19 protein-coding genes are annotated in these 23,785 nt (G+C 68.4%); 15 read left to right on the forward strand and 4 right to left on the reverse strand.

Features of this window, described 5'->3' with window-relative positions:
* Positions 1–36 precede the first annotated feature (36 nt).
* From FB560_RS16265 to FB560_RS16315, 11 genes are all read left to right on the forward strand, one after another.
* A complete protein-coding gene (locus FB560_RS16265; RefSeq protein WP_141873557.1) occupies positions 37–2,580 on the forward strand; it encodes a purple acid phosphatase family protein in 2,544 nt (847 codons plus the stop codon).
* 174 nt (positions 2,581–2,754) lie between these two features.
* The gene (locus FB560_RS16270; protein WP_141873558.1) at positions 2,755–3,411 is read left to right on the forward strand and encodes a hypothetical protein; all 657 of its coding nucleotides are present in this window, start codon (positions 2,755–2,757) and stop codon (positions 3,409–3,411) included.
* Between the two features lie 186 nt (positions 3,412–3,597).
* On the forward strand, positions 3,598–4,623 hold the full coding sequence (locus tag FB560_RS16275) for an Lrp/AsnC family transcriptional regulator (RefSeq protein ID WP_141873559.1): 1,026 nt from the start codon (positions 3,598–3,600) through the stop codon (positions 4,621–4,623).
* A 114-nt stretch (positions 4,624–4,737) separates the two neighbouring features.
* On the forward strand, positions 4,738–6,228 hold the full coding sequence (locus FB560_RS16280; protein ID WP_141873560.1) for an aldehyde dehydrogenase family protein: 1,491 nt from the start codon (positions 4,738–4,740) through the stop codon (positions 6,226–6,228).
* On the forward strand, positions 6,225–6,983 hold the full coding sequence (locus FB560_RS16285; RefSeq protein ID WP_141873561.1) for a gamma-glutamyl-gamma-aminobutyrate hydrolase family protein: 759 nt from the start codon (positions 6,225–6,227) through the stop codon (positions 6,981–6,983). Before FB560_RS16280 ends, FB560_RS16285 begins: the two co-directional genes overlap by 4 nt.
* A complete protein-coding gene (locus tag FB560_RS16290; RefSeq protein ID WP_017829890.1) occupies positions 6,980–7,450 on the forward strand; it encodes a DUF3830 family protein in 471 nt (156 codons plus the stop codon). The genes FB560_RS16285 and FB560_RS16290 overlap by 4 nt, the downstream gene beginning before the upstream one ends.
* Positions 7,451–7,490: 40 nt before the next feature.
* Positions 7,491–8,570 (forward strand): extracellular solute-binding protein, encoded by a 1,080-nt coding sequence (locus FB560_RS16295; RefSeq protein ID WP_141873562.1) that lies wholly within the window; start codon positions 7,491–7,493, stop codon positions 8,568–8,570.
* On the forward strand, positions 8,567–9,394 hold the full coding sequence (locus FB560_RS16300) for an ABC transporter permease (protein ID WP_141873563.1): 828 nt from the start codon (positions 8,567–8,569) through the stop codon (positions 9,392–9,394). Before FB560_RS16295 ends, FB560_RS16300 begins: the two co-directional genes overlap by 4 nt.
* A gap of 2 nt (positions 9,395–9,396) precedes the next feature.
* Positions 9,397–10,197 (forward strand): ABC transporter permease, encoded by an 801-nt coding sequence (locus tag FB560_RS16305; protein WP_031205837.1) that lies wholly within the window; start codon positions 9,397–9,399, stop codon positions 10,195–10,197.
* A complete protein-coding gene (locus FB560_RS16310; RefSeq protein ID WP_141873564.1) occupies positions 10,197–11,240 on the forward strand; it encodes an ABC transporter ATP-binding protein in 1,044 nt (347 codons plus the stop codon). The genes FB560_RS16305 and FB560_RS16310 overlap by 1 nt, the downstream gene beginning before the upstream one ends.
* 116 nt (positions 11,241–11,356) lie before the next feature.
* On the forward strand, positions 11,357–13,117 hold the full coding sequence (locus tag FB560_RS16315) for an alkaline phosphatase family protein (protein WP_141873565.1): 1,761 nt from the start codon (positions 11,357–11,359) through the stop codon (positions 13,115–13,117).
* Positions 13,118–13,129: 12 nt separating this feature from the next.
* On the opposite strand, the gene FB560_RS16320 is transcribed toward FB560_RS16315, so the two are convergent.
* From FB560_RS16320 to FB560_RS16330, 3 genes are all read right to left on the reverse strand, one after another.
* Positions 13,130–15,082 (reverse strand): MSCRAMM family protein, encoded by a 1,953-nt coding sequence (locus FB560_RS16320; RefSeq protein WP_141873566.1) that lies wholly within the window; start codon positions 15,080–15,082, stop codon positions 13,130–13,132.
* Positions 15,083–15,171: 89 nt separating this feature from the next.
* Positions 15,172–16,227, reverse strand: a complete 1,056-nt coding sequence (locus FB560_RS16325) for an LLM class flavin-dependent oxidoreductase (protein ID WP_141873567.1) — start codon at positions 16,225–16,227, stop codon at positions 15,172–15,174.
* A gap of 29 nt (positions 16,228–16,256) precedes the next feature.
* Positions 16,257–17,765 carry a DUF7059 domain-containing protein gene (locus tag FB560_RS16330; RefSeq protein ID WP_188895004.1) on the reverse strand — a complete coding sequence of 503 codons (1,509 nt, stop codon included), beginning with the start codon at positions 17,763–17,765 and terminating at the stop codon, positions 16,257–16,259.
* Positions 17,766–17,863: 98 nt separating this feature from the next.
* On the opposite strand from FB560_RS16330, the gene FB560_RS16335 reads away from it, so the two are divergent.
* The 4 genes from FB560_RS16335 (at position 17,864) to trxA (ending at position 23,170) form a co-directional block, all read left to right on the forward strand.
* Complete coding sequence (locus FB560_RS16335; protein WP_141873569.1) at positions 17,864–20,059, forward strand: DUF6049 family protein; 2,196 nt, start codon at positions 17,864–17,866, stop codon at positions 20,057–20,059.
* Entirely contained in the window at positions 20,052–21,683 is a 1,632-nt protein-coding gene (murJ, locus tag FB560_RS16340; protein WP_141873570.1) for a murein biosynthesis integral membrane protein MurJ, read from the forward strand. Before FB560_RS16335 ends, murJ begins: the two co-directional genes overlap by 8 nt.
* A 119-nt stretch (positions 21,684–21,802) precedes the next feature.
* Complete coding sequence (gene trxB, locus FB560_RS16345; RefSeq protein WP_141873571.1) at positions 21,803–22,783, forward strand: thioredoxin-disulfide reductase; 981 nt, start codon at positions 21,803–21,805, stop codon at positions 22,781–22,783.
* A 63-nt stretch (positions 22,784–22,846) separates the two neighbouring features.
* Positions 22,847–23,170 carry a thioredoxin gene (gene trxA, locus FB560_RS16350; RefSeq protein ID WP_017203843.1) on the forward strand — a complete coding sequence of 108 codons (324 nt, stop codon included), beginning with the start codon at positions 22,847–22,849 and terminating at the stop codon, positions 23,168–23,170.
* 87 nt (positions 23,171–23,257) lie between these two features.
* On the opposite strand, the gene FB560_RS16355 is transcribed toward trxA, so the two are convergent.
* Positions 23,258–23,785 (reverse strand): GrpB family protein, encoded by a 528-nt coding sequence (locus tag FB560_RS16355; RefSeq protein ID WP_141873572.1) that lies wholly within the window; start codon positions 23,783–23,785, stop codon positions 23,258–23,260.

Below are 23,785 nucleotides of genomic sequence, written 5' to 3' on the forward strand. Positions count from 1 at the left end.
TGAGCACGGAAACCCCCACCCCCACGAAGGACTCACATGACCTCCCCCACCCCTGCGGTGCGGTGGCGTCGTCACGGACTCACGTCCGTCGCGCTCCTCGCCCTGCTCGGCGGCGCCGTCGTCGCCCCCGCGGCCCTCGCGGCACCTGATCCCGAGGTGCCGACCGGTTCGTTGATCTCCGGCGACACCGCCTGGCACTACCTGGATGACGGCACCGACCCGTCGCCTGCGCCCGCGGCTCTGCGCGACTGGACCCTCCCGGCCTACGACGACAGCACCTGGAAGACGGCGCCCGGCTCCTTCGGCGCGAAGAACGGCAAGCTCGGCGCGGTCGGTCCGCAGACGCCGAAGACGCTCCTCAACCACTACCTCGACGGCACCAAGGCCCCCACGGTGCCGACGTACTTCTTCCGCACGACGTTCGAGCTCGAGGCGGGCGTGGCCGAGCAGGTCGCCGCGCTGCAGAGCACCATCACGTACGACGACGCGATCATCGTCTGGATCAACGGCACCGAGGTCGCCCGCTACGTCGACGGCCGGATCACCGACACCCAGAACGTCGAGTACGCCGGCGACTCCAACGGCGACCCCCTCACCAGCTCGTTCAGCGCCGAAGGCGAACTGCTGCACGACGGCACGAACACGATCGCCGTCTCACTGTTCCAGGACCGCGAGTCCAGCTCCGACATCTACTTCGACATGTCGTCGCTGACGCTGATCGAAGCGTCCGACCCCGGCACCCCGGTCGTCGCGGCGCCGACCCGCGTCATCCTCACCCCGACCGAGAACCCCGAGATCTCGCAGTCGTTCACCTGGCTCGCCGGTGACGCCTCGCACACGATCGGCCAGGTCGAGATCGCTCCGGCCGCGGGTGGTGACACGCGCACGGTCGACGCCTACGACGCGGGCGTCGTGAACGGCAACCCGAACAAGCACTTCTCGGCGACGGTCACGAGCCTCACGCCGGCCACCGAGTACCGCTACCGTGTCGGCCTGCCCGGCAGCTGGAGCGACTGGTACCAGTTCCGCACCGCCGACCCGAAGGCCACGGACTTCCAGTTCATCTACTACGGCGACGCGCAGATCGGCCTCGACACCACATGGCCGAGCGTCGTGAAGCAGGCCGAGGCGAACGCTCCTCGGTCGATCGGTTCCGTGCACGCGGGCGACCTGATCAACACCTCGAGCAACGAGAACGAGTGGTTGAACTGGTTCAAGGGCATGAAGGACTCCGCGGTCCGCACCAACGTGATGGCGGCGCCCGGCAACCACGAGTACTCCGGTGACAAGCTGCTCACGGCGTGGAAGGCCGCGTTCGAGTACCCGCACAACAACCCGTCCAGCAGTTCGGTCGGCGAACTGGCCGATCTCGCGAAGGGCGACTCCGAGGTCGCGCAGCAGTACCGCGCGTTCTTCGACCACTGGAGCTCGTTCGCCGCGGAGACCGCGTACTACACCGACTACCAGGACGTGCGCTTCATCACGCTGAACGCGACCCGCGACAAGACGTTCCTCACGCCGGCCGGACTCCCGTCCTGCACCGGAGCGGAATGCCCCGCGAACCAGATCGACGTGCTGTGGACCCGCTTCCAGGGCGCCTGGCTCGACCTGCTCCTGCAGAACAGCCCGTCGAAGTGGAACGTCGTCACGTTCCACCAGCCGGTGTTCTCCGCATCCGAGGGTCGCGACGAGCCGGTGCTGCGCGCCGACTGGCTGCCGATCTTCCAGCGCAACGACATCGACCTGGTGCTCATGGGCCACGACCACACCTACGCCCGCGGCTACGTGAACACCGACGCCACCGACACCCCCGGCCTCACGACCGGACCGGTCTACGTGGTGTCCAACTCGGGCGCGAAGCACTACGACCTCGAGACTCCGGAGAAGAACGTCTGGACCAACAACGGCGCCACCCAGGTGCTGCGCGGCCAGGGCGTCACGACCTACCAGGTGATCGACGTGTCGGGGAACCAGCTGGTGTATCGCTCGTACCTCGCCGAGAAGACCGAGAACTCCACGACCGACCTGCCCGTCGGTGCCGTCTACGACACCTTCACGGTGACCAAGTCGGACGCCGGTGAGAAATGGGTCACCGAGAAGGGCGTCACGCCGCCCGTGACCCCGGAGCCCGAGGTTCCCGCCGAGATCGAACTGGGCGCGGCGTCCGTCACGGCCGGCGGCACGGTCACGGTGTCCGGAAGCGGTTTCGCCGCCGACGCCGCGCTGCGATTCGAGCTGCGGTCCGAGCCGGTCGATCTGGGCACGGTCACGACCGACGCGAACGGTGTCTTCAGCCGCACGCTGACGATTCCCGCGAACACCCCGGTCGGCGCGCACACGCTCGCCGCGATCCGCACCGACGGCACCGAGGTCACCGCCTCGATCACCGTCACCGCGGCATCCACCGGGGGCAACGAGACCCCGGGCGGCAACACGGGAGGCTCGACCGATGACGACCTCGCCACGACGGGAGCCGACAGCACGCCGTACGTGATCGCCGCCGTGGTGCTGCTCGCGCTGGGCCTCGGCCTGTTCGCGATGCGCCGCCGCCGCCAGCACACGCAGGCGGGCGCCGAGTAGTCGTCGGCATCCGTCCACGAGGGCGCCGTCGAGGCTTCGGCCTCGGCGGCGCCCTGCGCGTCGGCAGCCCTCACGACCGCCCGACGGCCGACGCAGATCTCCCGTCGATAACGATGTCGAGTTCGTCCGTGTGCGCGAGATCGGCCGTGTCTTCCTTACCCCTATGCTCGTGCCATGCACCGTCGCGTTCGCCTCGCCCTCCTGTCGGCCACTGCCGCGATGATCGGCCTCTCGCTGGCAGCCTGCACCCCGGCGAGCAACCCCGACGGCGCCGCGTCACCCTCACCGACGGTGTCGCGAACGCCCTCCCCGACGCCCACACCCACTCCCACTCCGACGGACCGCATCATCGAGGTCTCGGTCGACGGTCTCTCGATCGACGGTGGCGCCGCGATCACCTACCGCGACCCGGATGGTGCTGTCGCTCTTCTCACGGACGCGTACGGGTCGGCACCGGAAGAAGGGACCGTCGATGCCCCCTACGGCGGCGTGAACTCCCGATTCGACTGGGGCGGCGCGTGGGTGATCGTCGATCAGGACCTCCTCTGGGTGCAGATCTCGGCGGATGCTCCCGGCACGATGTTCCGCACCCCGGAGGGCATCGGCATCGGTTCGACCCGTGCTGAGGCGATGGCCGCCGGCGCAGCGGACGTGTGGGATGAGGACGGCGACGGTGTCGCCGATTACCTGAGCATCGGTATGCGAGAGGTTCCCGACACGCAGTCGCTCGTCCATCCGGGTGAAGTCGGGGTGGAGTACATCGAGCTCCAGATCACCGGTGACGTCGTGACCGGTCTCCGAGGCGTCGGCAACGACTTCACCGACATCTGACCCGGGCCGGCGACACCGCTTGACCTCTACGGCGGCGCGATCGCAGACACGGTTCCGCATCTCACCCTCGTGGTCGACCCGCGCTGAGATGCCTCTCGGCGGATGACGAGAGCACGGCACGGAGGGCGACCACCTGCCGTACTGGGATAACCTTCCACCGAGTCCGTCCCGTCTAAGGAGAACCCCGTGCCCGCGAACGATGTGATGGCCGACGAGACCGATCGGATCGTCGCTGCGGCCCTGCAGGTGAACGGGCGCGCCTCGTGGGGCGAGATCGGCCGCGTGGTCGATCTGCCCGAGCGCACCGTGGCCCGCCGGGGCCAGCGGCTGCTCGATCGCGGACTGGTGCGTGTCTCCACCTACGTGGATCCCGCCCGCGTGCTGCACGCCCGCGCCGTGCTCTTCCGCATCACGACCGAGCCGCAGGCCCTCTGGTACGTGGCCCGCACCCTCGCCCGCCGATCGGATGCCTCCTCCGTCTCGGTGCTGGAGGGCAGCAGCGACATCGCCGGGATGCTGCTGCCGCGCGATGACGCGTCGATCCGCGAGTTGCTGTTCACCGACTTCCCCGAGCTGGAGGGCATCGCGTCGATCAACGTGACGACGGTGCTGAAGTTCTTCCGCTCCGGCCACGACTGGCGCGCCGGGGTGCTGACCGACGAGCAGGCACGCATGCTCGACGAGTCATCGGGGTCGGAGGTCGACCCCGCCGATGCGCTGAGCGACGACGAGGAAGCGCTCATCAAGCTGCTGCTGAAGGACGGACGGATGCCGGTGGCCCAGCTCGCGCGCGCCCTCGGCCTGAACGTCACGACCACGCGCCGACGCATGGAGTCGCTGAACCGCCGCGGTCTGATGCACCCTCGCACCGAGGTCGTGCCGAGCCTGTTCGGCCTGGGTCTGGAGGCCCTGGTGTGGTTGCGCGTGCCGATGGATCGCCTGGAGAAGGTGGGCACGGCGCTGGCGGCCGCCCCCGAGGTGAAGTTCATCGCGGCGACCACCGGAACCTCGCAGCTGCTCGCGAACGTGCTCGTGAAGGACGCCGACGAGTTCTACCGATTCCTCACCGGGCCCGCGGTGGCGGGGCACGACGGCCTCGAGGTCGTCGAGTCGCTCGTGGTCATCACCCCGGTGCTGCGCGGGTCGCTCATCGTGGACGAGGCACCCGAAGCGCTGGCGATCGACATGCCGACGGGGGCGATTCGCCTGTAGGCCGATTCTGTTACGAGCGTGTAAAGAAATGGCGAGATCGTTCGCTAGAGCTTGACCTCATGGCGAAATAGGGCGACTATCTCTCCAGGGCCTTCACCCCTGGAGAGGACGACCGTGTTCACGGCAACTGGAGACGACTGGGCGGATCGCGCTGCGACCCTGCGCCTGCGCACCCGCATGTTCATCGACGGCGCATGGGAGGCCGGTTCGGGCGAACCCCTCACCCCCACGAGCCCGCGCGACGGACGGATCCTCCCCGAAATCGCTGCGGCATCGGATGCAGACGTCGACCGGGCCGTGCGCTCCGCACGTCGCACCTTCGACTCCGGTGCGTGGTCGCGTATCGCGCCCCGCGAGCGCGGCCAGCTGCTCATCGCCTTCGCCCAGAAGATCCACGACAACGCCGAGGAGCTCGCCCTCACCATCTCGCTCGAGATGGGCAAGCCCGTCCGTGAGGCGCTGCAGACCGAGCTGCGCGCGGTCGTGAACTGCTTCCGCTGGTACGGCGAGGCGGTCGACAAGGTCCTCGATGAGATGCCCGTCACCGCACCGGACAGCCTGGCGCTCGTCACCCGCGAGCCGGCCGGCGTCGTTGCGGCGGTGGTGCCCTGGAACTTCCCCCTGACGATGACCGCCTGGAAGCTCGCCCCCGCTCTCGCGGTCGGCAACAGCGTCGTGCTCAAGCCGGCCGAGCACACCACGTTCTCGGCATTGCGCCTCGCGGAGCTCGCCCACGAAGCCGGCATCCCCGCCGGCGTACTCAACGTCACCCCTGGCGCCGGACACATCGCCGGCCGTGCGCTCGGCGAGCACCCCGACGTCGACGTCGTGACCTTCACGGGTTCGCCCGAAGTGGGTCGCCGGTTCCTCGGATACTCCGCAGCATCCAACGGCAAGCGCGTCTGGCCCGAGCTCGGCGGCAAGACCGCGAGCCTGGTGCTGCCGGATGCCGACCTGGAGAATGCCGTGCGCGCCACGGCCGACGGCTGCTTCTACAACCAGGGCCAGATGTGCACGGCATCCTCCCGCCTGCTCGTGCCGCGTTCGCAGCATGAGCGAGCGCTGGAGATCGCCGCCGACGTCGCGAGGAACAGCCTTCCCGCCGACCCGTTCGATGTCCGCACCTCGATGGGTGCGATCGTGAGCGAGAAGCAGCTCGCGGGGATCGCCGGATTCGTGGAACGCGCCCAGGCCGAAGGCGGCGTGCTCGCCGCCGGCAGCGCGGAGCGGTTCTCCGCTGTCGACGGCGGCAGCTACTTCGCCCCGGTCGTGCTCGGCGTCACCCCTGCGCACGAAGTCGCCCAGCGCGAGGTCTTCGGCCCCGTGCTCTCGGTCATCGCCTACGACGACGTGGAGGACGCACTCGCGATCGCCAACGGTACCGAGTTCGGGCTGGCCGCAGCGCTCTGGAGCAACGACCTCAACGCCGTCCACACCCTCTCGCGTCGACTCCGCGTCGGCATCGTGTGGGTCAACTGCTTCGAGGAAGGCGACATGACGATCCCCTTCGGCGGCGTCAAGGGCTCCGGCTTCGGCCGCGACAAGAGCCTGCACGCCATGGAGAAGTTCACCGATCTGAAGACCACCTGGATCGCCCTCTCATGACGCGTCCTTTCGTCGGCATCACCACGTGGCGCCGTTTCATCGACACCGACCTGGGCACCGGACGACCGGCGCACAGTCTGGGCACCGAGTACTCCGCTCCCATCGAGGCCGCCGGCGCAGCCGTCGTGCTGCTGCCGCCGACCGCCGGTGTCGACGAGGTGCTCGACCGCCTGGACGGACTCGTGCTCTCCGGCGGCGAAGACGTGCATCCTGCTCGCTACGGCGCCGAGCCGCAGCCCGAGAAGACGTACGACCCGGCCCGCGACGCGTTCGAGATCGCACTCGCACTCGGAGCACGCGAGCGCGGTCTTCCCGTGCTGGCGATCTGCCGCGGACTGCAGGTCAGCAACATCGCGTTCGGCGGCTCGCTCATCGTCGACATCCCGTCGACCGCAGACCACCACCCCGTGCGCGGTGCAGATGAGCAGCTCTCGGCCCGGCATCCCGTCTCGTTCGCGGAGGACAGCCGGCTCGCCGCCCTGTACGGCGTCCGCGACCGTGTCGTGAACACCATCCACCATCAGTCCGTCGACATCCCCGCACCCGGCCTGCGCCCTGTCGCGTGGGCACCGGACGGCATCGTCGAAGCCGTCGAGGCCGACGGCGACTGGCCCTTCTGGGCGGTGCAGTGGCACCCCGAGAAGATGATCGACCCCGTCGAGGCCGCAGAGGAGCTCCCGCTGTTCGCGGCGTTCGTCTCGGCCGCCCGTGAACGAGCAGCGGAACACGCCGCTGTGAAGAAAGGAACACGATGACCAAGCAGGTCTTCCTCGAGTACGAGAACGGCGTCCGCGCCGTCGCCACCCTGTTCGAGGACCTCGCCCCTCGCACCTGCGAGGCCATGTGGGGTGCGCTGGAGAAGCCGGTCACCATGCAGGCGATGCACGCGATGTACGCCGGACCCGAGGTCATGGTCGGACTGCCCGAAGAGGCGCAGAACTTCGACCCCGAGAAGGTGCCGTTCGAGAACCAGCAGGTCGTGCCCGCACCGGGAGATCTGCAGTGGTACTGGCAGCGTCCGATGCAGATGGGCGGCCTGCCGTTCGAGTGGTACGAGATCGGAGTCTTCTACGATCGTGGTGCACGTACTCTCGGCCCGCTCGGATGGACACCCGTCAACATCTGGGGCGGCATCACCGAAGGACTGGCGGAATTCGCCAAGGAGAGCGCAGCGATCCGCATCGACGGAGCGAAGCAGCTCACCATCGGACGCCTGGTCTAGGCGTCCATTCCGTGCTGGACCCATCCCGAAGGAGCAGTGCATGAATACCCGAAGAATTCTCACGACCGGAGCGCTCGTCGCCGCCGGTGCCCTCGTCCTCGCCAGCTGTTCAGCCGGTGACGACTCCGCAGCAAGCGGCGACAAGGAGTTCGCCGGCGAGACCATCGTCGTCACCTCGTTCGGCGGCGACTGGGAGAAGGCCTTCATCGAGGCCGTCGTCGATCCCTTCGAGGAGGAGACCGGCGCGAAGGTCGAGCTGATCACGCTGTACAGCGCCGACGCCCTCGCGCAGGTCACCGCCCAGAAGGCGAGCCCGCAGATCGACGTCGTGCACTTCTCCGGCGGCCAGGAGTTCACCGCGGCCCAGGACGGACTCATCGCGCCGATCGCGGCCGATGAGCTGTCGGAGTCCGGTGACCTCATCGACCTCGCCACGGCAGGTCTCGAGCGCGGCGAAGGACCCGTCATCCAGCTCGCCCCGATCGGACTCGTCTACAACACCGAGGCGGACGCCCCCGCTCCCACCTCGTGGTTGGACCTGTTCGACGAGGCCTACGCAGGGCACGTCGCGCTCACGGACTTCTCGAACACGTACGGCGTGCTCTCGATGCTCCGTGTCGCCGACGCGCTCGGCGGCGGTATCGACGACCCGTCCCAGGCGATCGCGGACCTCGGCGCGCTGGCGTCGTCCGGTGACGCGATCGTCGTCCCCACCTCGCCCGACCTGCAGACCGCGTTCGCCCAGCGCGCGACGTGGATCGCCCCTTACGCGATGGACTATGCCGGCACGCTGCAGGACGCAGGTCTTCCGGTGGAGTTCATCGTTCCGGAGGAGGGTGCCACGGCATCCCTCATCACCGCGAACGTGGTCGAAGGCCGGGACAACCCGGAGCTCGCCAAGCTCTTCATCGACTTCGAGCTGCGCCCCGAAGCGCAGACCGTCTTCGCGGAGAACATGCGGTACTCCCCGGTGAACACCAAGGCCGAGCTCTCGGGCGACGCGGCGGATGCAGTGCTGACCGGTGACGAGCTGGACAACGTGGTGGTCTACGCGCCCGGCGACATCGCCGCCGACCGGCAGTCCTGGACCGACGAGTGGAATGCGCTGATCACCAAATGAGCGTCCGAACCCGTAGGGAGCCCTGGCTCCTGCTCCTGCCGGCGATCGTGCTGCTCGCGCTCGCCTTCATCACCCCGGTGGCTGGCATGCTCCTCATGAGCGTGCAATCGTCGGCAGGCGGGTTCACCCTCGACAACTTCACCCGGTTGTTCACGAGTGAATATCACCTCCAGGCGGCGCTGCGTTCGCTCCGCCTGGGGGTGATCCAGACGGTGATCACCCTCGTCCTGGCCATCCCGCTGTCCTATGTGATGGCGCGCGCCGGATCGAAGGTGCGCTCCTTCCTCCTCATCGTGGTGATCCTGCCGCTCATGACCAGCGTCGTCGTCCGCACGTTCGGATGGGTCGTGCTCATGGGCCCGTCCGGCCTCCTGATGAAGATCCCCGGCGCCGAGTTCCTCGTCGGCGGCACCCAGGGCTTCCTCGGCACCGAGACCGGTGTCGTGATCGCGATGGTGCAGGTGCTCCTGCCGTTCGCGGTCTTGAGCGTCCTCGGCGTCATCTCCGGCATCACTCCGCAGCTGGAGGAGGCATCCCGCACGCTCGGCGCCGGCTTCTGGCGCACCCTCCGGCACGTCGTCCTCCCCCTCGCGGTCCCCGGCATCGTCGCCGGAGCCTCGCTGGTCTTCGTCCTGTCGGTGAGCTCGTTCATCACCCCCCGCTTCATCGGCGGGGCGCAGATCCCGGTGTTCGCCCAGACGATCTACGTCGACGCGACCACCAATCTGGACTGGTCGTTCGCGGCCGCGCAGGCCGTCCTGCTGTTCGCCGGCGTCATGCTCGTGCTGGCAGCGACGTCCCGACTCGGGAAGCAGAAGGTGTGACCATGGTCCGTTCCGTTCCGATCCTCGGCAGAGTCCTCGCCATCGTCCTCGGCGTCGTCGTCACGCTGTACATGCTCGTCCCTCTCATGGTCGTCGCCGGTGCATCGGTGGGCGAGAACCGCTTCCTGACATTCCCCGGCCAGGGGTTCACGCTCGACTGGTACGTCGAGGCGCTCACCTCCGACACCTACCTGGAGCCGTTCCGGCTGAGCCTGCTGGTGGGCATCACGGTCGCGATCGTCGCCGCCTCCATCGGCACTGCCGCCGCCCTCGCCCTCACCCGGTTCAAGGTTCCGGGCGGGGCGGCGATCCAGGGGCTGCTGATGTCGCCGCTGACGATCCCCACCATCATCCTCGCGATCGGCGCACTGTCGATCTCGTCCCTCACGATCGGGGCACCGAACGTCGGCGTGCTGATCGCGATCCACGTGGTCATCGCGATCCCCTATGTCATGCGCACCGTCACGGGTGTCATGACCAGGGCCGACCATTTCACCGAGGAGGCGGCCCGCACGCTGGGCGCCAGCGCCTGGAACCGCTACCGCCTGGTCGTGCTCCCCATCGCCCGACCCGGCATCGCCGCCGGTGCCTTCTTCGCCTTCAACATCTCCTTCGACGATGCGGTCATCGCCCTCTTCCTGCGCACCCCGCAGCTCGAGACGCTCCCCATCGCCATCTACGGCCAGCTGGAGTTCAGCACGTCGCCCACCGTGGCGGCTGTCTCGACCCTGATGGTCCTGCTCACCGTCGTCCTCATGATCGTGCTCGAACGCATCATCGGCCTGGGAAGGTTGTTCGTCTGATGACAACACTCACCATCACCTCACTCACCAAGGATTTCAAAGGGACGTCGGTGCTCAAGGGCATCGACCTCTCGATGCAGTCGGGGGAGTTCGTCTCTCTGCTCGGCCCGTCCGGGTGCGGGAAGACGACGCTCCTCCGCTGCATCGCGGGGTTGGAGTCGCCCAGCGGCGGCACCATCGAGATCGCCGGGCAGGATGTCACCAAGCTCCCGCCCGAGAAGCGCCACCTGGGCATGATGTTCCAGAGCTACGCGCTCTTCCCGCACATGAGCGTGGTCGAGAACGTGCGCTTCGGCCTGCGCATGTCGGGTGAGAAGTCCAAGACGGAGCAGAAGGAACTCGCCGTGCGCGCACTCGAGCGGGTGCAGATGGGACACCTCGCCGATCGGATGCCGGCGCAGCTCTCCGGCGGTCAGCAGCAGCGCGTCGCGCTCGCCCGCGCCATCGCCTTCGAGCCGCGTGTGCTGCTGCTCGACGAGCCGCTCTCGAACCTCGACGCCCGGCTGCGTGAAGACATGCAGGTCGAGCTGAAGGAGCTGCACCGCACGCTCGGCCTGACCACGGTGTTCGTCACGCACGACCAGGAGGAGGCCATGAGCCTCTCCGACCGGATCGTGCTCATGAACGCCGGCGTGATCGAGCAGGAGGGCGCACCCGCCGAGCTCTACGGCGCCCCGCGCACCCCGTTCGCGGCCGACTTCATCGGTGCGGCGAACCTGCTCCCCGCGACGCGCGCCGGTGCCGTCGCCACCCTGGACGGCACCGCGATCCAGGTTCCCCTGACCGGTGCCGGCCCTGATGGTGCCGGCGAGGTCGTGCTGCGCCAGGAGGATCTGCGGCTGTCGCCCGTCGTGGGCAGCGATGCTCCCGTGAGCGTCGAAGTCGTCACGCACGTCTACCGCGGTGCGGACATCGTCTACATCGTCGAGCTCGCCGGAAAGCGGATGCGCGTCGTCCGCCCGCGTCACGAGGAGCCGATCCCCGAGGGCACGGCCGGTCTCGGCTGGCGCGACGGAGCCGTGCTCTGGATCGCGGCCGCCTGACCCCCGGGTCCAGGTGCCCGGCCCCGGGCGCCTGGACTCGGGCCCTCCCCGCGAGCCCGTCCTGGGATGCCCCCGAAAGCCTGCGGCCGCGTCGGTCACGGTCATAGGATCGGCTCGTGGCCACTGATGACACCGAGTCCTCCCCCGCACACGACACCTCTCGCCGAGGCTTCCTCAAGATCGGAGGTGCCGCACTGGCCGGCGCCGTGGTCGGCGGGGCGGGCGGAGCTGCGATCGGCGCGGGAATGGCCGCGAACAGCCGCAGCGGATTCGCGGCGGAGCCCGATCCCTTCGCCGCACTCACTCCGCGCAGGGAACCGGGTTTCGATCACATCGTCGTGGTGATGGGCGAGAACCGCTCGTTCGACAATCTGCTCGGCTACCTCTACGCGAAGGACACGCTGCCCGACGGTGAGACCTTCGACGGGCTGGCGTTCGGCGATCACAGCAACACCGCGCCGGACGGCACCGTGGTCCCCGCCCATGTGCATACGGGTGACACCGATCGCATCATGAGCCTCCCCGACCCGGATCCGGGCGAGGAGTACCCGCACGTCAACACCCAGCTGTTCGACACGATCGACCCGAAGTCGAACGCGGACCTCTACGTCGACGGCATGCACGCCCCGTTCAACGCGCCGGCGCACGGGACGAAGGCCACCATGGCCGGGTTCCTCACCGACTACTTCGTCAACCTGCGCCGCCTGCGCAAGGGGGTCGAGCCCACGCTCGACGAGGCCAGGCACATCATGGGCTCCTTCTCCCCCGAGATGCTCCCGACGCTGTCGACCCTCGCCTCGGAGTTCGCGGTGTTCGACCACTGGTACGCCGGTGTGCCGTCGCAGACCTTCTGCAACCGTTCGTTCTTCCACGCCTCCACCTCGCACGGCTTCGTGACCAACCAGGCGGGGGGCGGTTACCGCAAGTGGCTCGACGCCCCGGCCGCCCCGACGGTGTTCAACCGCCTCGAGGACGCCGGCATCTCCTGGAAGGTCTACATCGACAAGCTGCAGCTCGTCTCCTTCACCGGGATGCTGCACGCCGCCGTGCTCGAGAAGTACTGGCGCACCGAGCACTTCGGCACGATGGAGGACTTCTACGCCGACACCAAGAACGGCACGCTCCCGGCGTATGCGTTCATCGAGCCCCGCATGGTCTACGACCACAACGACTTCCACCCGCCGTTCGGATCCGTCCGAGAGAGCGATGTCGACGGCACCGAGATCTTCGACAGCGCGATCTCCGATGTGCGCGCCGGCGACCGGCTCATCCACGACATCTACGAGGCCGTGCGCACGAGCGCGTCGGCGAAGGGATCGAACGCGGTCAACACCCTGCTGCTGATCACGTTCGATGAACATGGCGGTTGCTACGACCACGTGCCGCCGCCCACCGCCACGAAACCGACGCCCGACACGGGTCCCGGTGAGATGGGCTTCACGTTCGACCGCCTCGGATGCCGGGTGCCGGCGATCGCGGTGTCGGCCTACACGAAGCGCGGAACGATCATCCACGACGAGATGCATCACGGATCGGTGACAGCGACCCTGTCACGCCTGCACGGTTTGAAGCCCCTGAATGATCGCGACCAGTCGGCCAACAACATCCTCGGCGTCGTGAACCTCGATCAGCCGCGGCATCCCGCCGACTGGCCGATCACGACGCCCGCGTACACTCCGCCGAACCCCGAGCAGAACGCGCCGCATCCGGGTGAGAAGGATCAGGAGAAGCCGCTCACCCCGCCGGCGCGAGGACTGCTCGGCCTGCTGATCGCGCGCTACGGAAAGCCCGACGAGCCGGAGCCCGAGACGTTCGCCGACGCCTACCGCCTGCTGCACGAGCACGGCGAGGAGCTGTTCGGCCCGCCGAAGGGCTGAGGCGCCTCCCGCTCAGTCTCGCGTCGAGCGACGACGGGAGGCGATCAACAGCGTCGCTCCGAGGATCAGCACGACCGCGCCGCCTGCGGCCCAGGCGAACGTCTCCGGACCGAGGCCCGTTCCCGCGAGCGGCCCCTGCCCACCGCCGGTGCCGGGCGTCGGCGCGACCGTGTCGGTCGGCGTCGGCGTCGGAGTCGGGGTGACCACGACGGCCGAGAGCGTGAAGTCCTGGTCCGCGATCGCCTCGCCCGCAGCAGTGATCACCACGGTCCGTGTCGCGGCTCCGACCACGGTCGTGCCATCGGGCGCGACCACGGTGAGCGTGTAGGTGCCAGGAGGCAGGGCTCCGAGTCCGTAGGAGCCGTCTGCATCCGTCGTCAGCCGCTGGGTGCCGCCCGGACCGGAGACCTCGACCACGACTCCGCTGACGGGGCCCCCTCCGACGTCGCGCACGACACCGTCGAAGGATCCGAGACGAGCGAGCGCGAAGTCCACGTCTTCCACGTCATCCGCACCGACCTGCTCTGCCCGGGTGGCCGGGCCTGCGGCGACGTATCCGCCGGGCGTCGTGATGGTGATGTCGTAGTCGCCCGCCGGCAGGCGCGGGAACGAGTAGTCGCCGTTCGCGTTCGTGACGGTGCTCAGCGTGCCGCCGGGGCCGCTCGCCGTGACGGTGACGCCGGCGACACCGGAGCCGTTCGACGAGACGGTACCGCTCAGCGTCGGGTTCTCGGCCACCTCGAAGTCGACATCCGAGATCGGGTTCTCGCTGTCCTCGGGCACCGTGAACGGGGGCGGCGAGTCCGTGATCGTGTATCCGGGAGGCGCGGTGATCTCCGCCGTGTGCTCTCCCACGGAGACCGAATCGAACAGGTAGCGCCCATCGGCGTCCGTCGTGGTGGTCTGCCCGTCGATCGTCACGGTCACTCCGGGGACCGGGTTCCCTCCGTCATCCGTCACCTGGCCCGATACGGCGACCGGGATGATGTCGCGCACGGTGAAGTCGGCGACCGCATCCGTATCCGTCAGATCAACCGCCCGGGTGGTGGCTCCGGTCGAGATCTTGCCGTCGGGCGGCGTGACCCGCACGGTGTAGCCGTCGGTCGCCACGAACCCGGGGAACGAGTAGGTTCCGTCGGCCGCCGTGGTGGTCGTGCCGACGACCGTGCCGTTCGCGTCTGTGAGGCTCAGCGCGACTCCGGTCAGCGGCCCCTCGACCAAGTCGTCGACAGCGCCGGTGATGTCGCGGGCGAGCGAGGCGAACCACGTCTGGTAGACCGGGAATCCGGCGCGGCGGGTGAAGATGAGGCTCAGCGAGGTGACGGGGACGTTCGGCTCGAACCAGGCGGCGGAACCGCTGGTGTCGGCCGCGGCCGCGTTGCCGGTGAGCGTGAGGGTCGCCGGGTTCCACGCGGGCACGTCATCGGCCGCGCCGGTGCAGGAGGGCTTGCCCGCGACACCCGGCGCGCAGTAGTTGAAGCCGCCCTGGAAGCCGAGCTGGGCTGCCGTCAGCGCCTGACCGTCTGCGCCGACCGCGCTGATGCGCACGGCGTCGGCATCGATGTCGCCGAGCACGAAGGCCCACCCCGACGCGGGGGTGGGTGCGGCGAAGGAGTAGGTGGTCGTCGAAGGGCTCGTCGCATTGTCGGCCTTCGGGCGGAGATTCAGGTACGGCTGGTTGATGCTCGAACCGTATTTGGCGCCGACGGGCGTTCCCTGCGACAGCCAGACGGATGCCCCGGAGATGATGCCGACCTGGCCGGCGCGTGAGTCGCTCGTGACGGTGGCCGTCACGGCGGGCTTCGCGGCTATGGAGACCGAGGATGTGAAGGCACCGCCCGCTCCGGTCAGCGGTTGCCACGCCGCCCAGGCGGACGTCGTGGCCGCTGATGCAGGCACCGCCAGCACAGCCGCCGTGAACAACGCCACAGCTCCGATGACAAGGCCTCTCCCACGCACACGCATGCGGACAGGCTACCCCGGTATATCGGAATGGCACAGGATGGATTCCGGGCGGATGTCGCGGCATCCGCCCGGAAGTTCTCTTCTGGTGGTCAGACCGGATCGCCCTGAACGGGCCCCTCCGTGTTGGGCTTCCACCCGAGCGCAGGCGCCACGTGCTCGGCGAACGCCTGCAGCACGTGCAGGTTGTAGTCGACACCCAACTGGTTCGGGATCGTCAACATCAGCGTGTCTGCCGCCATCACGGCTTCATCGTTCTTCAACTGCTCGATCAGCACGTCGGGCTCCGCGGCGTAGGTCTTGCCGAACGTGGAGCGGAAGCCGTCGATGATGCCGATCTGGTCGCCGTTCTCCTCGCTGCGCAGTCCGAAGTACGCCCGATCCATGTCGGAGATGAGCGGGAAGACACTGCGGCTCACCGAGACACGCGGAGCGCCGGTGTGACCGGCCTCCTTGTACGCGGAGCGGAAGAGTTCGATCTGCTCGCGCTGCAACTCGTGGAACGGCTGCCCCGTCGCCTCGGTGACCAGGGTCGAGCTCATCATGTTGAGACCCTTGCGACCGGTCTCCTCCGCCGTGGCGCGAGAGCCCGAGCCCCACCAGATGTGGTCGCGGAGGGTCGGCGACTGCGGCTCGATCGCCAGATAGTGTCCTGCCCCCACCATCCGGGGGTCGCCCTGGGCGAGGCGTTCACCGTCGATCGCGCGCAGGAAGATGTCGAACTTCTCCCTCGCGAGCACGCTCCCGCGCTCGGGGTCCTCCTCGTCGCGGAAGCCGAACGCCTCATAGCCGCGCAGTGCCGTCTCGGGTGACCCACGACTCACGCCGAGCGCGATGCGTCCGTCGGCGATCAGATCGAGAGCCGCCGCTTCCTCCGCGAACTGGAGGGGGTTCTCGTACCGCATGTCGATCACACCGGTACCGACCTCGATGCGCTTCGTGCGCGCGGCCATCGCGGCGAGCAACGGCATCGGAGACGCCGCTTGGCGCGCCCAGTGATGCACACGCACCGCAGCGCCGTTGACGCCGATCTCGTCAGCGCCCTCGGCGATCTCGATCGTCTGCTTCAGCATGTCGCCCGCGGTGCGGGTCGCCGAGCCGGGGACGTCGGCGTAGTGCCCGAAAGAGAGGAATCCGAAAGCCTTCATGATCTATTCGAACGCATGGATGCCGCGGGCTATTCCGCCGGTACCAGGAAGCCGTCCAGCACGAGCGATCGGATGCGCGGCTCCAGCTCGGCCCACAGCTCGGGAAGCGGCACATCGAACAGGTCGGCGAGCGCCTGGGCGATCTGGCCGACGGTGAGCTCGCCGTCACTCGCACCGACGAAGGCGGCGAGCGCGGGATCCACGTTCACGGTGCGCGCGAAACCGCCGCCCTGGCGCAGCTCGATCACGCTCGGGTCGTCGTTTCCGGGAAGCAGATGCCGAGCCTCGGTGACATCGGGGGCCGTGAGCAGCGTCGCAGGCACCCCCTCGGCGAGAAGATCGTGACCGTGCAGCCCGGTTCCGAGCGCCTGGCCGACACCGGAGACGTGCTGGACGAGCCGCTCCGTGCGGCGCAGGGGCATTCCGCCTCCTCGGCGCAGCAGCACGTACCCGAATCCGATCGACGTCACTCCCCGCGCCGCGAAGTCGTCGAGCCACGCGGTCAGCAGGGGCGTGAAGGCACGGTCGCGCGGGGTCGTGCCGCCGTCACGGATCCACAGTTCCGCATAGGCCAGCGGCGAGAGCTGCTCCCGCTCGATCACCCACAGGTCGAGCTCGGCGGGCACCCACGCCTCCAGCCGCGCGAGACCCGTCACACCGTCGCGCGATTCCCAGTTGCCCAGCAGCTGAGCGATGCCGCCCGCGGTGAGGTACGTCGGCGCGGTGCGCACGAACAGCTCCACCAGGGCGTCTCCGACCAGTCCGCCATCCCGGTACTCGTACTCCGGCACGTCATCGCCTCGGGGCGTGATCACGAACGGAGGATTCGACACGATCAGATCGAATGCCTCACCGACGACCGGTTCGAACATGCTCCCGAGACGGAACTCGATGTTGCCCACGCCGTTGAGCAGGGCGTTCATCTCGGCGTATGCGAGCGCACGGGCCGAGATGTCGGTGGCGACCACCGTCCCCGCGCGGCGGGCGACCAGCAGGGCTTGGATCCCGCATCCGGTGCCGAGGTCGAGAGCCCGGTCCACCTCGATCGGCACCACGATCTCCGCCAGGGTGCGTGAGGCGCCGCCGACACCGAGCACGTGATCGGGCGGCAGTGCGCCGTCGAGGGCCACCTCATCGAGGTCGCTCGCGATCCACCACTCGCCCACCCCCTCCGCGTCGACAAACGACTGCGGGCGCAGCAGAGCGATCGGGGTCACCGTCTCGTCGTCCGCTGTCGCGAGGCCCAGGGCGACGAGCCCATCGACGCCCAGTCGTGGCAGCGCGGTGTCCACGGCGGACCGAGGCTGCGGCATTCCGAGCACCAGCAGACGCCCCAGGGTGGCGAGAACCCCGTCGTCGCCGCGGATGGCGCGCAGGATCGGTTCGCGCATCCCGCGGGCGAGTGCGTCGTCCGCCTCCTCTCCCCACAGGCTGCGCAGGGGCTCCGAACGGAGGTCTGCGGCGTCGAGATCGGCGGCGAGCGCCGCGCACAACAAGGGCGCGGGGGTGGGTGCAGGGGTGTCGGACACGGCCGTCACTCTACGCGTCTTCAGGGTTCTCCTTCCTCGAGCCTTCTAGAATCACAAGGTCAGTACTCACGATCAGCCCCTGTCCCGGGCGTTCGAGGAAGACCTTCATGACCGTGACCACCCCCGAAATCGGCCTCCGTGCGCGCGTTCTGCGACTCACGCGCAGGACCGCGGTCTTCGCGATCGCACTCGGGATCTGCGGTCTCGTGGCGCCCGGCACAGCGATCGGTGCGACGGACGACTCCACGACGAAGGATGACGGGACGGTCGAGCTCTACGTATCGGCGGGTGCGCGCGGCGCGGTCGCTCCCGGCGGCTCGACCTCTGCGATCGTCACTGTGCACAACGAGACGGATTCGCCGTTGAGCAGCGGACGGGTTCTCGTGGAACTCAACCGCACTCCGCTCACGGACGACGACGCGGTCACGGGCTGGCTGGACGACGGCGATGCATCCGGTGACTTCACCGCTCTCGGCAGTGAGGCGACGACTTCCGTCGATGCCGGTGACGAGGAGACGACGACGGTCTTCGTTCCCGATGACGTGCTCGGCGACCTCGCCCCCGGCATCTACCCGCTCCGGGCCGCCCTGTCCGGGGCGAGCACGGGAACCCCGGGATCCGACGAGCAGATCGATCATGATGCCGCCGCGACGAGCGTCATGGTGGTCACGGCGGGTCAGACCGCGCAGATCGGGGTCCTCGTGCCGATCACAGCGACTCCGGCAGGAGGAGCACTGCTCACGTCCGAGGAGCTCAGCACACTCACCGCGGAGGACGGAGCGCTCACCGCGCAGCTCGACGGCGTGGTGGGCACCGCCGCGATCCTCGCCATCGACCCCGCGATCATGGCATCGATCCGCGTGCTCGGTACCGCGGCGCCTGCCTCGGCGACCGAGTGGCTCACCCGACTCGACGAACTGCCGAACGAGAGGTTCGCTCTGCAGTTCGGCGACGCGGATGCCACCGCGCAGGCGCATGCGCAGCTCCCCTCTCTCCTGCAGCCGACCACGCTCGCGCCGTTCCTCGATGAACGGAACTTCCCGAAGGAGCCCGCTGCTCCGATCACCGACGCGCCCGGTACGACGGCCACGCCCTCCCCCGCGGCGACGGACTCCCCGGTGTTCCCGGACGATGCCGCGCTCTCCGAGGTCGAGGGCGCTTCATCCGGTGTTCTCTGGCCGCGCGGAGATGTCACGCAGGACGATCTGGCGACCTTCGCGGAGTACCTAGGGCGGGCGCCCCTCACGATCCTCCCGTCTGGCAGTGTCGGCGGCGCAGTGTCGGCGCATGCCACCGCCGGCTCCTCCGGTCTCCTGGTCACCGATGACGCAGCATCCGCGGTCCTGTCGCAGGCGGCTGCGGAGAAGGATCCTGCGGCCCGCCAGCGCGCCCTGGCGGCAGCGAACGCGCATCTCTACCTCGCGGCTCAGAAATCCCCCACGGCTCCCCTGCTGATCGGGCTCGAACGCGACGAGACCCGCAGTGCCGACGCGCTCCGGGATGCCATCTCCACGGCCGACACCGCAGGCTTCAGCCTCACGGATCTGCGCGCCACACCGGCTGCGGCCGTGACTCTGACGGCAGAGCCCGACGAGAGCCGGGCCGTCGCGGTGAACGAGCTGCTCGTCGACGAGAGCACCCTCACGGGCTTCTCCTCGATCCTCGCGGACCCGCAGGTGCTTCTCAGCCCGGAACGCATCCGAATCCTGCGTACGCTCGCCGTCGGCATCCCGACCACCGCTTTCGGTGCCGAGGTCCTCGCGCACCGCGACGCGACCCGCGACACCCTGAACGCCGTCAGCATCCCTCCGTCGAGCACGATCCAGCTGCTGACCGCGGCGGCCGATCTGCCCTTCCGGGTGCGCAACGACCTGCCCTGGCCCGTCACCGTGCGGCTGACGGTCATCCCGACCGACCTGCGGCTCGACGTGGAGCCGGTCACCATCGCCGAAGTGCCGGCGAACTCCAGCACCCGCGTCAAGGTCCCGGTGTCGGCCCGCGTCGGCAGCGGTGAGCTCTCACTGCGCTTGAGTCTGTCGAGCCCGACCGGCGTGCCGATCGGTGGAACCGAGAGCGTGCGGGTCGCTGTACGGGCCGAGTGGGAGACGATCGGACTCGCCGTCTTCGGCGGTCTGATCGTGCTGCTGATCGGTCTGGGCGTGTGGCGCACGGTGCGACGCCGCCGGAACGAGGCGAACGAGAGCGCAGCGGATGCAGATGCAGCCGCTGTTCCGGATGCCGTGGAAGAGGACGTCGTGAACACTGCCCCGGATGCCGCCTCGACCGAGAAGCCGAATGAGTAGCCTCGGTCGCGCGAGCGCCGTCATCGGCGCGGGCACCATGGTCTCCCGTGTGACCGGGCTGCTGCGCAGCATCGTGCTGGTGGGCGTGATCGGCTCCTTTTCGGGGCCCGCCAACGCCTTCACGTTCGCCAACCAGCTTCCGAACAACGTATTCTCGCTGATCTCCGTGGGCATCCTCACGGCCGTCATCGTCCCCCAGATCGTGAAGGCGGCGGCGGATGCCGACGGCGGCAACGCCTTCATCTCGAAGCTGTTCACGTTGGGAACAGTCGTCCTGATCGTGGTCACCGGAATCGCGACGGCCGCTGCCCCCTGGCTGGTTCATCTGGCCGCAGGCAAGGCATCGCCCGACATCCTGGCTCTCGCCACAGCACTCGCGTACTGGTGCCTCCCGCAGATCCTGTTCTACGGCCTCTACGCCCTGTTGGGCGAGGCTCTGAACGCCCGCCGCATCTTCGGCCCCTTCACGTGGGCACCCGTCATCAACAACGTCGTCTCGATCATCGGGTTCCTCATCCTGGGCGCCGTGTTCGCTCCGGTCTCCACAGACGCGGCGGAGTGGACGCCCGCGATGATCAACACCCTCGGCGGCACGGCGACACTGGGCATCATGCTGCAGGCGGTCGTCCTCCTGATCTTCTGGCGCCGCACCGGTCTCGCCCTCAAGCCGGACTTCCGGTGGCGAGGTGTCGGGCTCGGTGCTGTCGGCCGCCTCGCCGGCTGGACCTTCCTGATGGCGTTCGCGAGTCTGGCCGCAGGGATGCTGCAGGGATTCATCGTCAGCGAGGCCGCAGGTGCGGGAGCGTCGGCGACGGTCACGGCGAACGCCTGGCTGATCTTCATGCTCCCGTACTCGGTGATCGTGCTGTCGATCGGGACGCCGTACTTCACCCAGATCAGCGAGCACGCCGCTGCCGGACGCGACGGCGAGGTGCGCTCCGACATCGCCCGCAGCATCCGCACCCTCCTCTTCTTCATCGTCGCCGCCGTCGCAGCGGTGGCTGCCGCTGCCGTGCCCGCATCGCGAGTCTTCTCGAAGGCCACGGAAGACATCAGCGCCGCGAGCGCCGCCGAAGCCGCCGCCCTCGTGCTGCTCTGCTATCTCGTCAGCCTGATCCCGCTCACGATCCTCTTCATCGTGCAGCGCACGTTCTACGCCTATGACGACACCCGCACGCCGTTCTGGTTCACGATCTTCCAGTGCGTCATGATCGTCGCCACCACTCTGGCGGCATGGGGCCTGCTCGAAGCCGACGTCATCCCGATCACGGCTCTCGCGGCAGCTGTCGCCCTGGGCCAGTCGATCGCGAGCATCCTCCAGACCCTGGTGGCCACCTGGCTGCTGCACCGCAAGATCGGCGGGCTGCAGATCGGCTCCTGGATGGCGGCGATCGTTCGCTTCGCGGTCGCCGGCATTCCCGCCGGCTTCGCAGGATGGGGCGTGTACCTGCTCTCCGGCGCTGCCGACGGGTGGATGGTCGGGGGGCAGTTCCTCGGGGCCATCGGCACCGCGGTCGTCGGTCTCGTCGTGGTCGTGGTGTACATCGGCATCCTCGCCCTGATGCGCGCCCCCGAGCTCAAGGTCGCCGGCTCTCTGGTTCGTCGGTTCCTGCCCGGCCGCTGACCCGTCCGTTGAGCCGTCTCCCAGCCCGGCGCGCGACCCTGGTCAGGGAATGCCTCGCGGCTACCATGGGTTGAAGCACTCGAAGGTCATTCGACTGCAGTTTCTAAGACGGAGAGCACATGCGTCAGGTCATCATCATCGGCTCCGGCCCCGCCGGATTCACGGCTGCCATCTACGCAGCCCGAGCGAACCTCAAGCCGCTGCTCATCGCGAGCTCGGTCGAGGTCGGCGGAGAGCTGATGAACACCACCGAAGTCGAGAACTACCCGGGCTTCCCCGAGGGCATCCAGGGTCCCGAGCTGATGGCGAAGTTCCAGGAGCAGGCTGAGAAGTTCGGCACGGAGGTCGTCTACGACGACGTCACCGAGCTCCAGCTCGACGGACCCGTCAAGAAGGTCATCCTCGGCAGCGGCGCAGAGCACGAGACCCAGGCGCTGATCTACGCGACCGGTTCGGCCTACCGCAAGCTCGGCATCGACGGCGAAGAGCGCCTCTCGGGCTACGGCGTCTCGTGGTGCGCCACGTGCGACGGCTTCTTCTTCCGCGAGAAGACGATCGCCGTGGTCGGCGGCGGCGACTCGGCGATGGAGGAGGCGACGTTCCTCACGCGCTTCGCGGAGAAGGTCTACGTCATCCACCGCAAGGACTCCCTGCGCGCCTCCAAGATCATGCAGGAGCGTGCGTTCGCGAACGAGAAGATCGAGTTCGTGTGGAACAGCGAGGTGGCAGAGGTGCTCGGTGGCGATTCCGTCACCGGCGTGCAGCTGCGCTCCACGGTCGACGGCACCCTGAGCGATCTCGCGCTCGACGGCCTCTTCATCGCGATCGGCAACGACCCGCGCACGCACCTCGTGCACGACAAGCTGACCCTGACCGACGAGGGCACGATCTGGGTCGACGGCCGCTCGTCGAAGACCTCGGTTCCCGGCGTCTTCGCGGCAGGCGACGTCATCGACCCCACCTACCGTCAGGCCATCACGGCTGCCGGCTCCGGAACGGTCGCCGCTCTCGACGCGGAGCACTTCCTCGCGGATTTTGACGACGCCTCGGTCGAGTTCCCGGCTGCCGAGGCCGCCGAGATCCTCACCGCCACCGCATAGGCGGGAACAGTTTCACCTCGTCCGCTGTTGTAGCTGGCGAACCTCGAATCAAGGAGAACTCTGATGAGTGCAAAGGCTACGAGCCAGGCGACCTGGGAGCAGGACGTTCTGCAGGCCGACGGTCCCGTGCTGGTGGACTTCTGGGCGGAATGGTGCGGCCCGTGTCGCATGGTCGCCCCGGTGCTGGACGAGATCCAGGCCGACAACCCCGACAAGATCACCATCCTCAAGCTCAACGTGGATGAGAATCCCGAGCTGGCGATGAAGTACCAGATCACGTCGATCCCGGCGATGAAGGTCTTCAGCGGTGGTGAGGTCAAGACGACCATCATCGGCGCGAAGCCGAAGTTCGCTCTCGAGAAGGACCTCGCCGCTTTCATCGGCTGATCTCCTGATACGTGACAGGCCGTCGTCTCCTCCGGGAGGCGGCGGCCTTTCGTCATCCTGCTGTCGGCCGGAGGTCTCTCGCGTCAGCTACTTGTCCGAGACGGAGACCGAAGGCAGGCCCTGTGCCTCGCGTGCACGGTCGACGATCTCCTGGATGACGGGCGTCTTCGCGGCGTTGTACGACGAACGGCCGCGAGCCGCCGCCGCGACCGCGTCGCACTTGGCGTGCGTGTAACGATCGGCGTCGTCCGGATGCGCGAGCAGCCAGTCGCGCAGGATCCGCTGGTTCACGGTGTCCCAGTCCGCCGCCGTGAAGAAATGCGCGATCCGGGTACGGATACCGTCTTCTTCGAACACCATCACCGGATGCGTGCGGACACCGCTGCCGAGGGACCATCCGTGCTTCTCGAGCGTCGGCCTGTGCCGCTCGAAGTCATCGAGGTCGGCCACCCGCACGGCGAGGTCGATGATCGGCTTCGCGCGCATCCCCGGTACCGCGGTCGATCCGATGTGCTCCACGGACCATGACGGGTCGCCCTGCGTGCGCAGTTCGTCGGCGATGCGCTCGAACCTTGCGGGGCAGGCGGGATCGTAGGAGACGAGTTGCCGCGGCAT

Source organism: Microbacterium saperdae (genome assembly GCF_006716345.1).
Lineage (GTDB): Bacteria > Actinomycetota > Actinomycetes > Actinomycetales > Microbacteriaceae > Microbacterium > Microbacterium saperdae.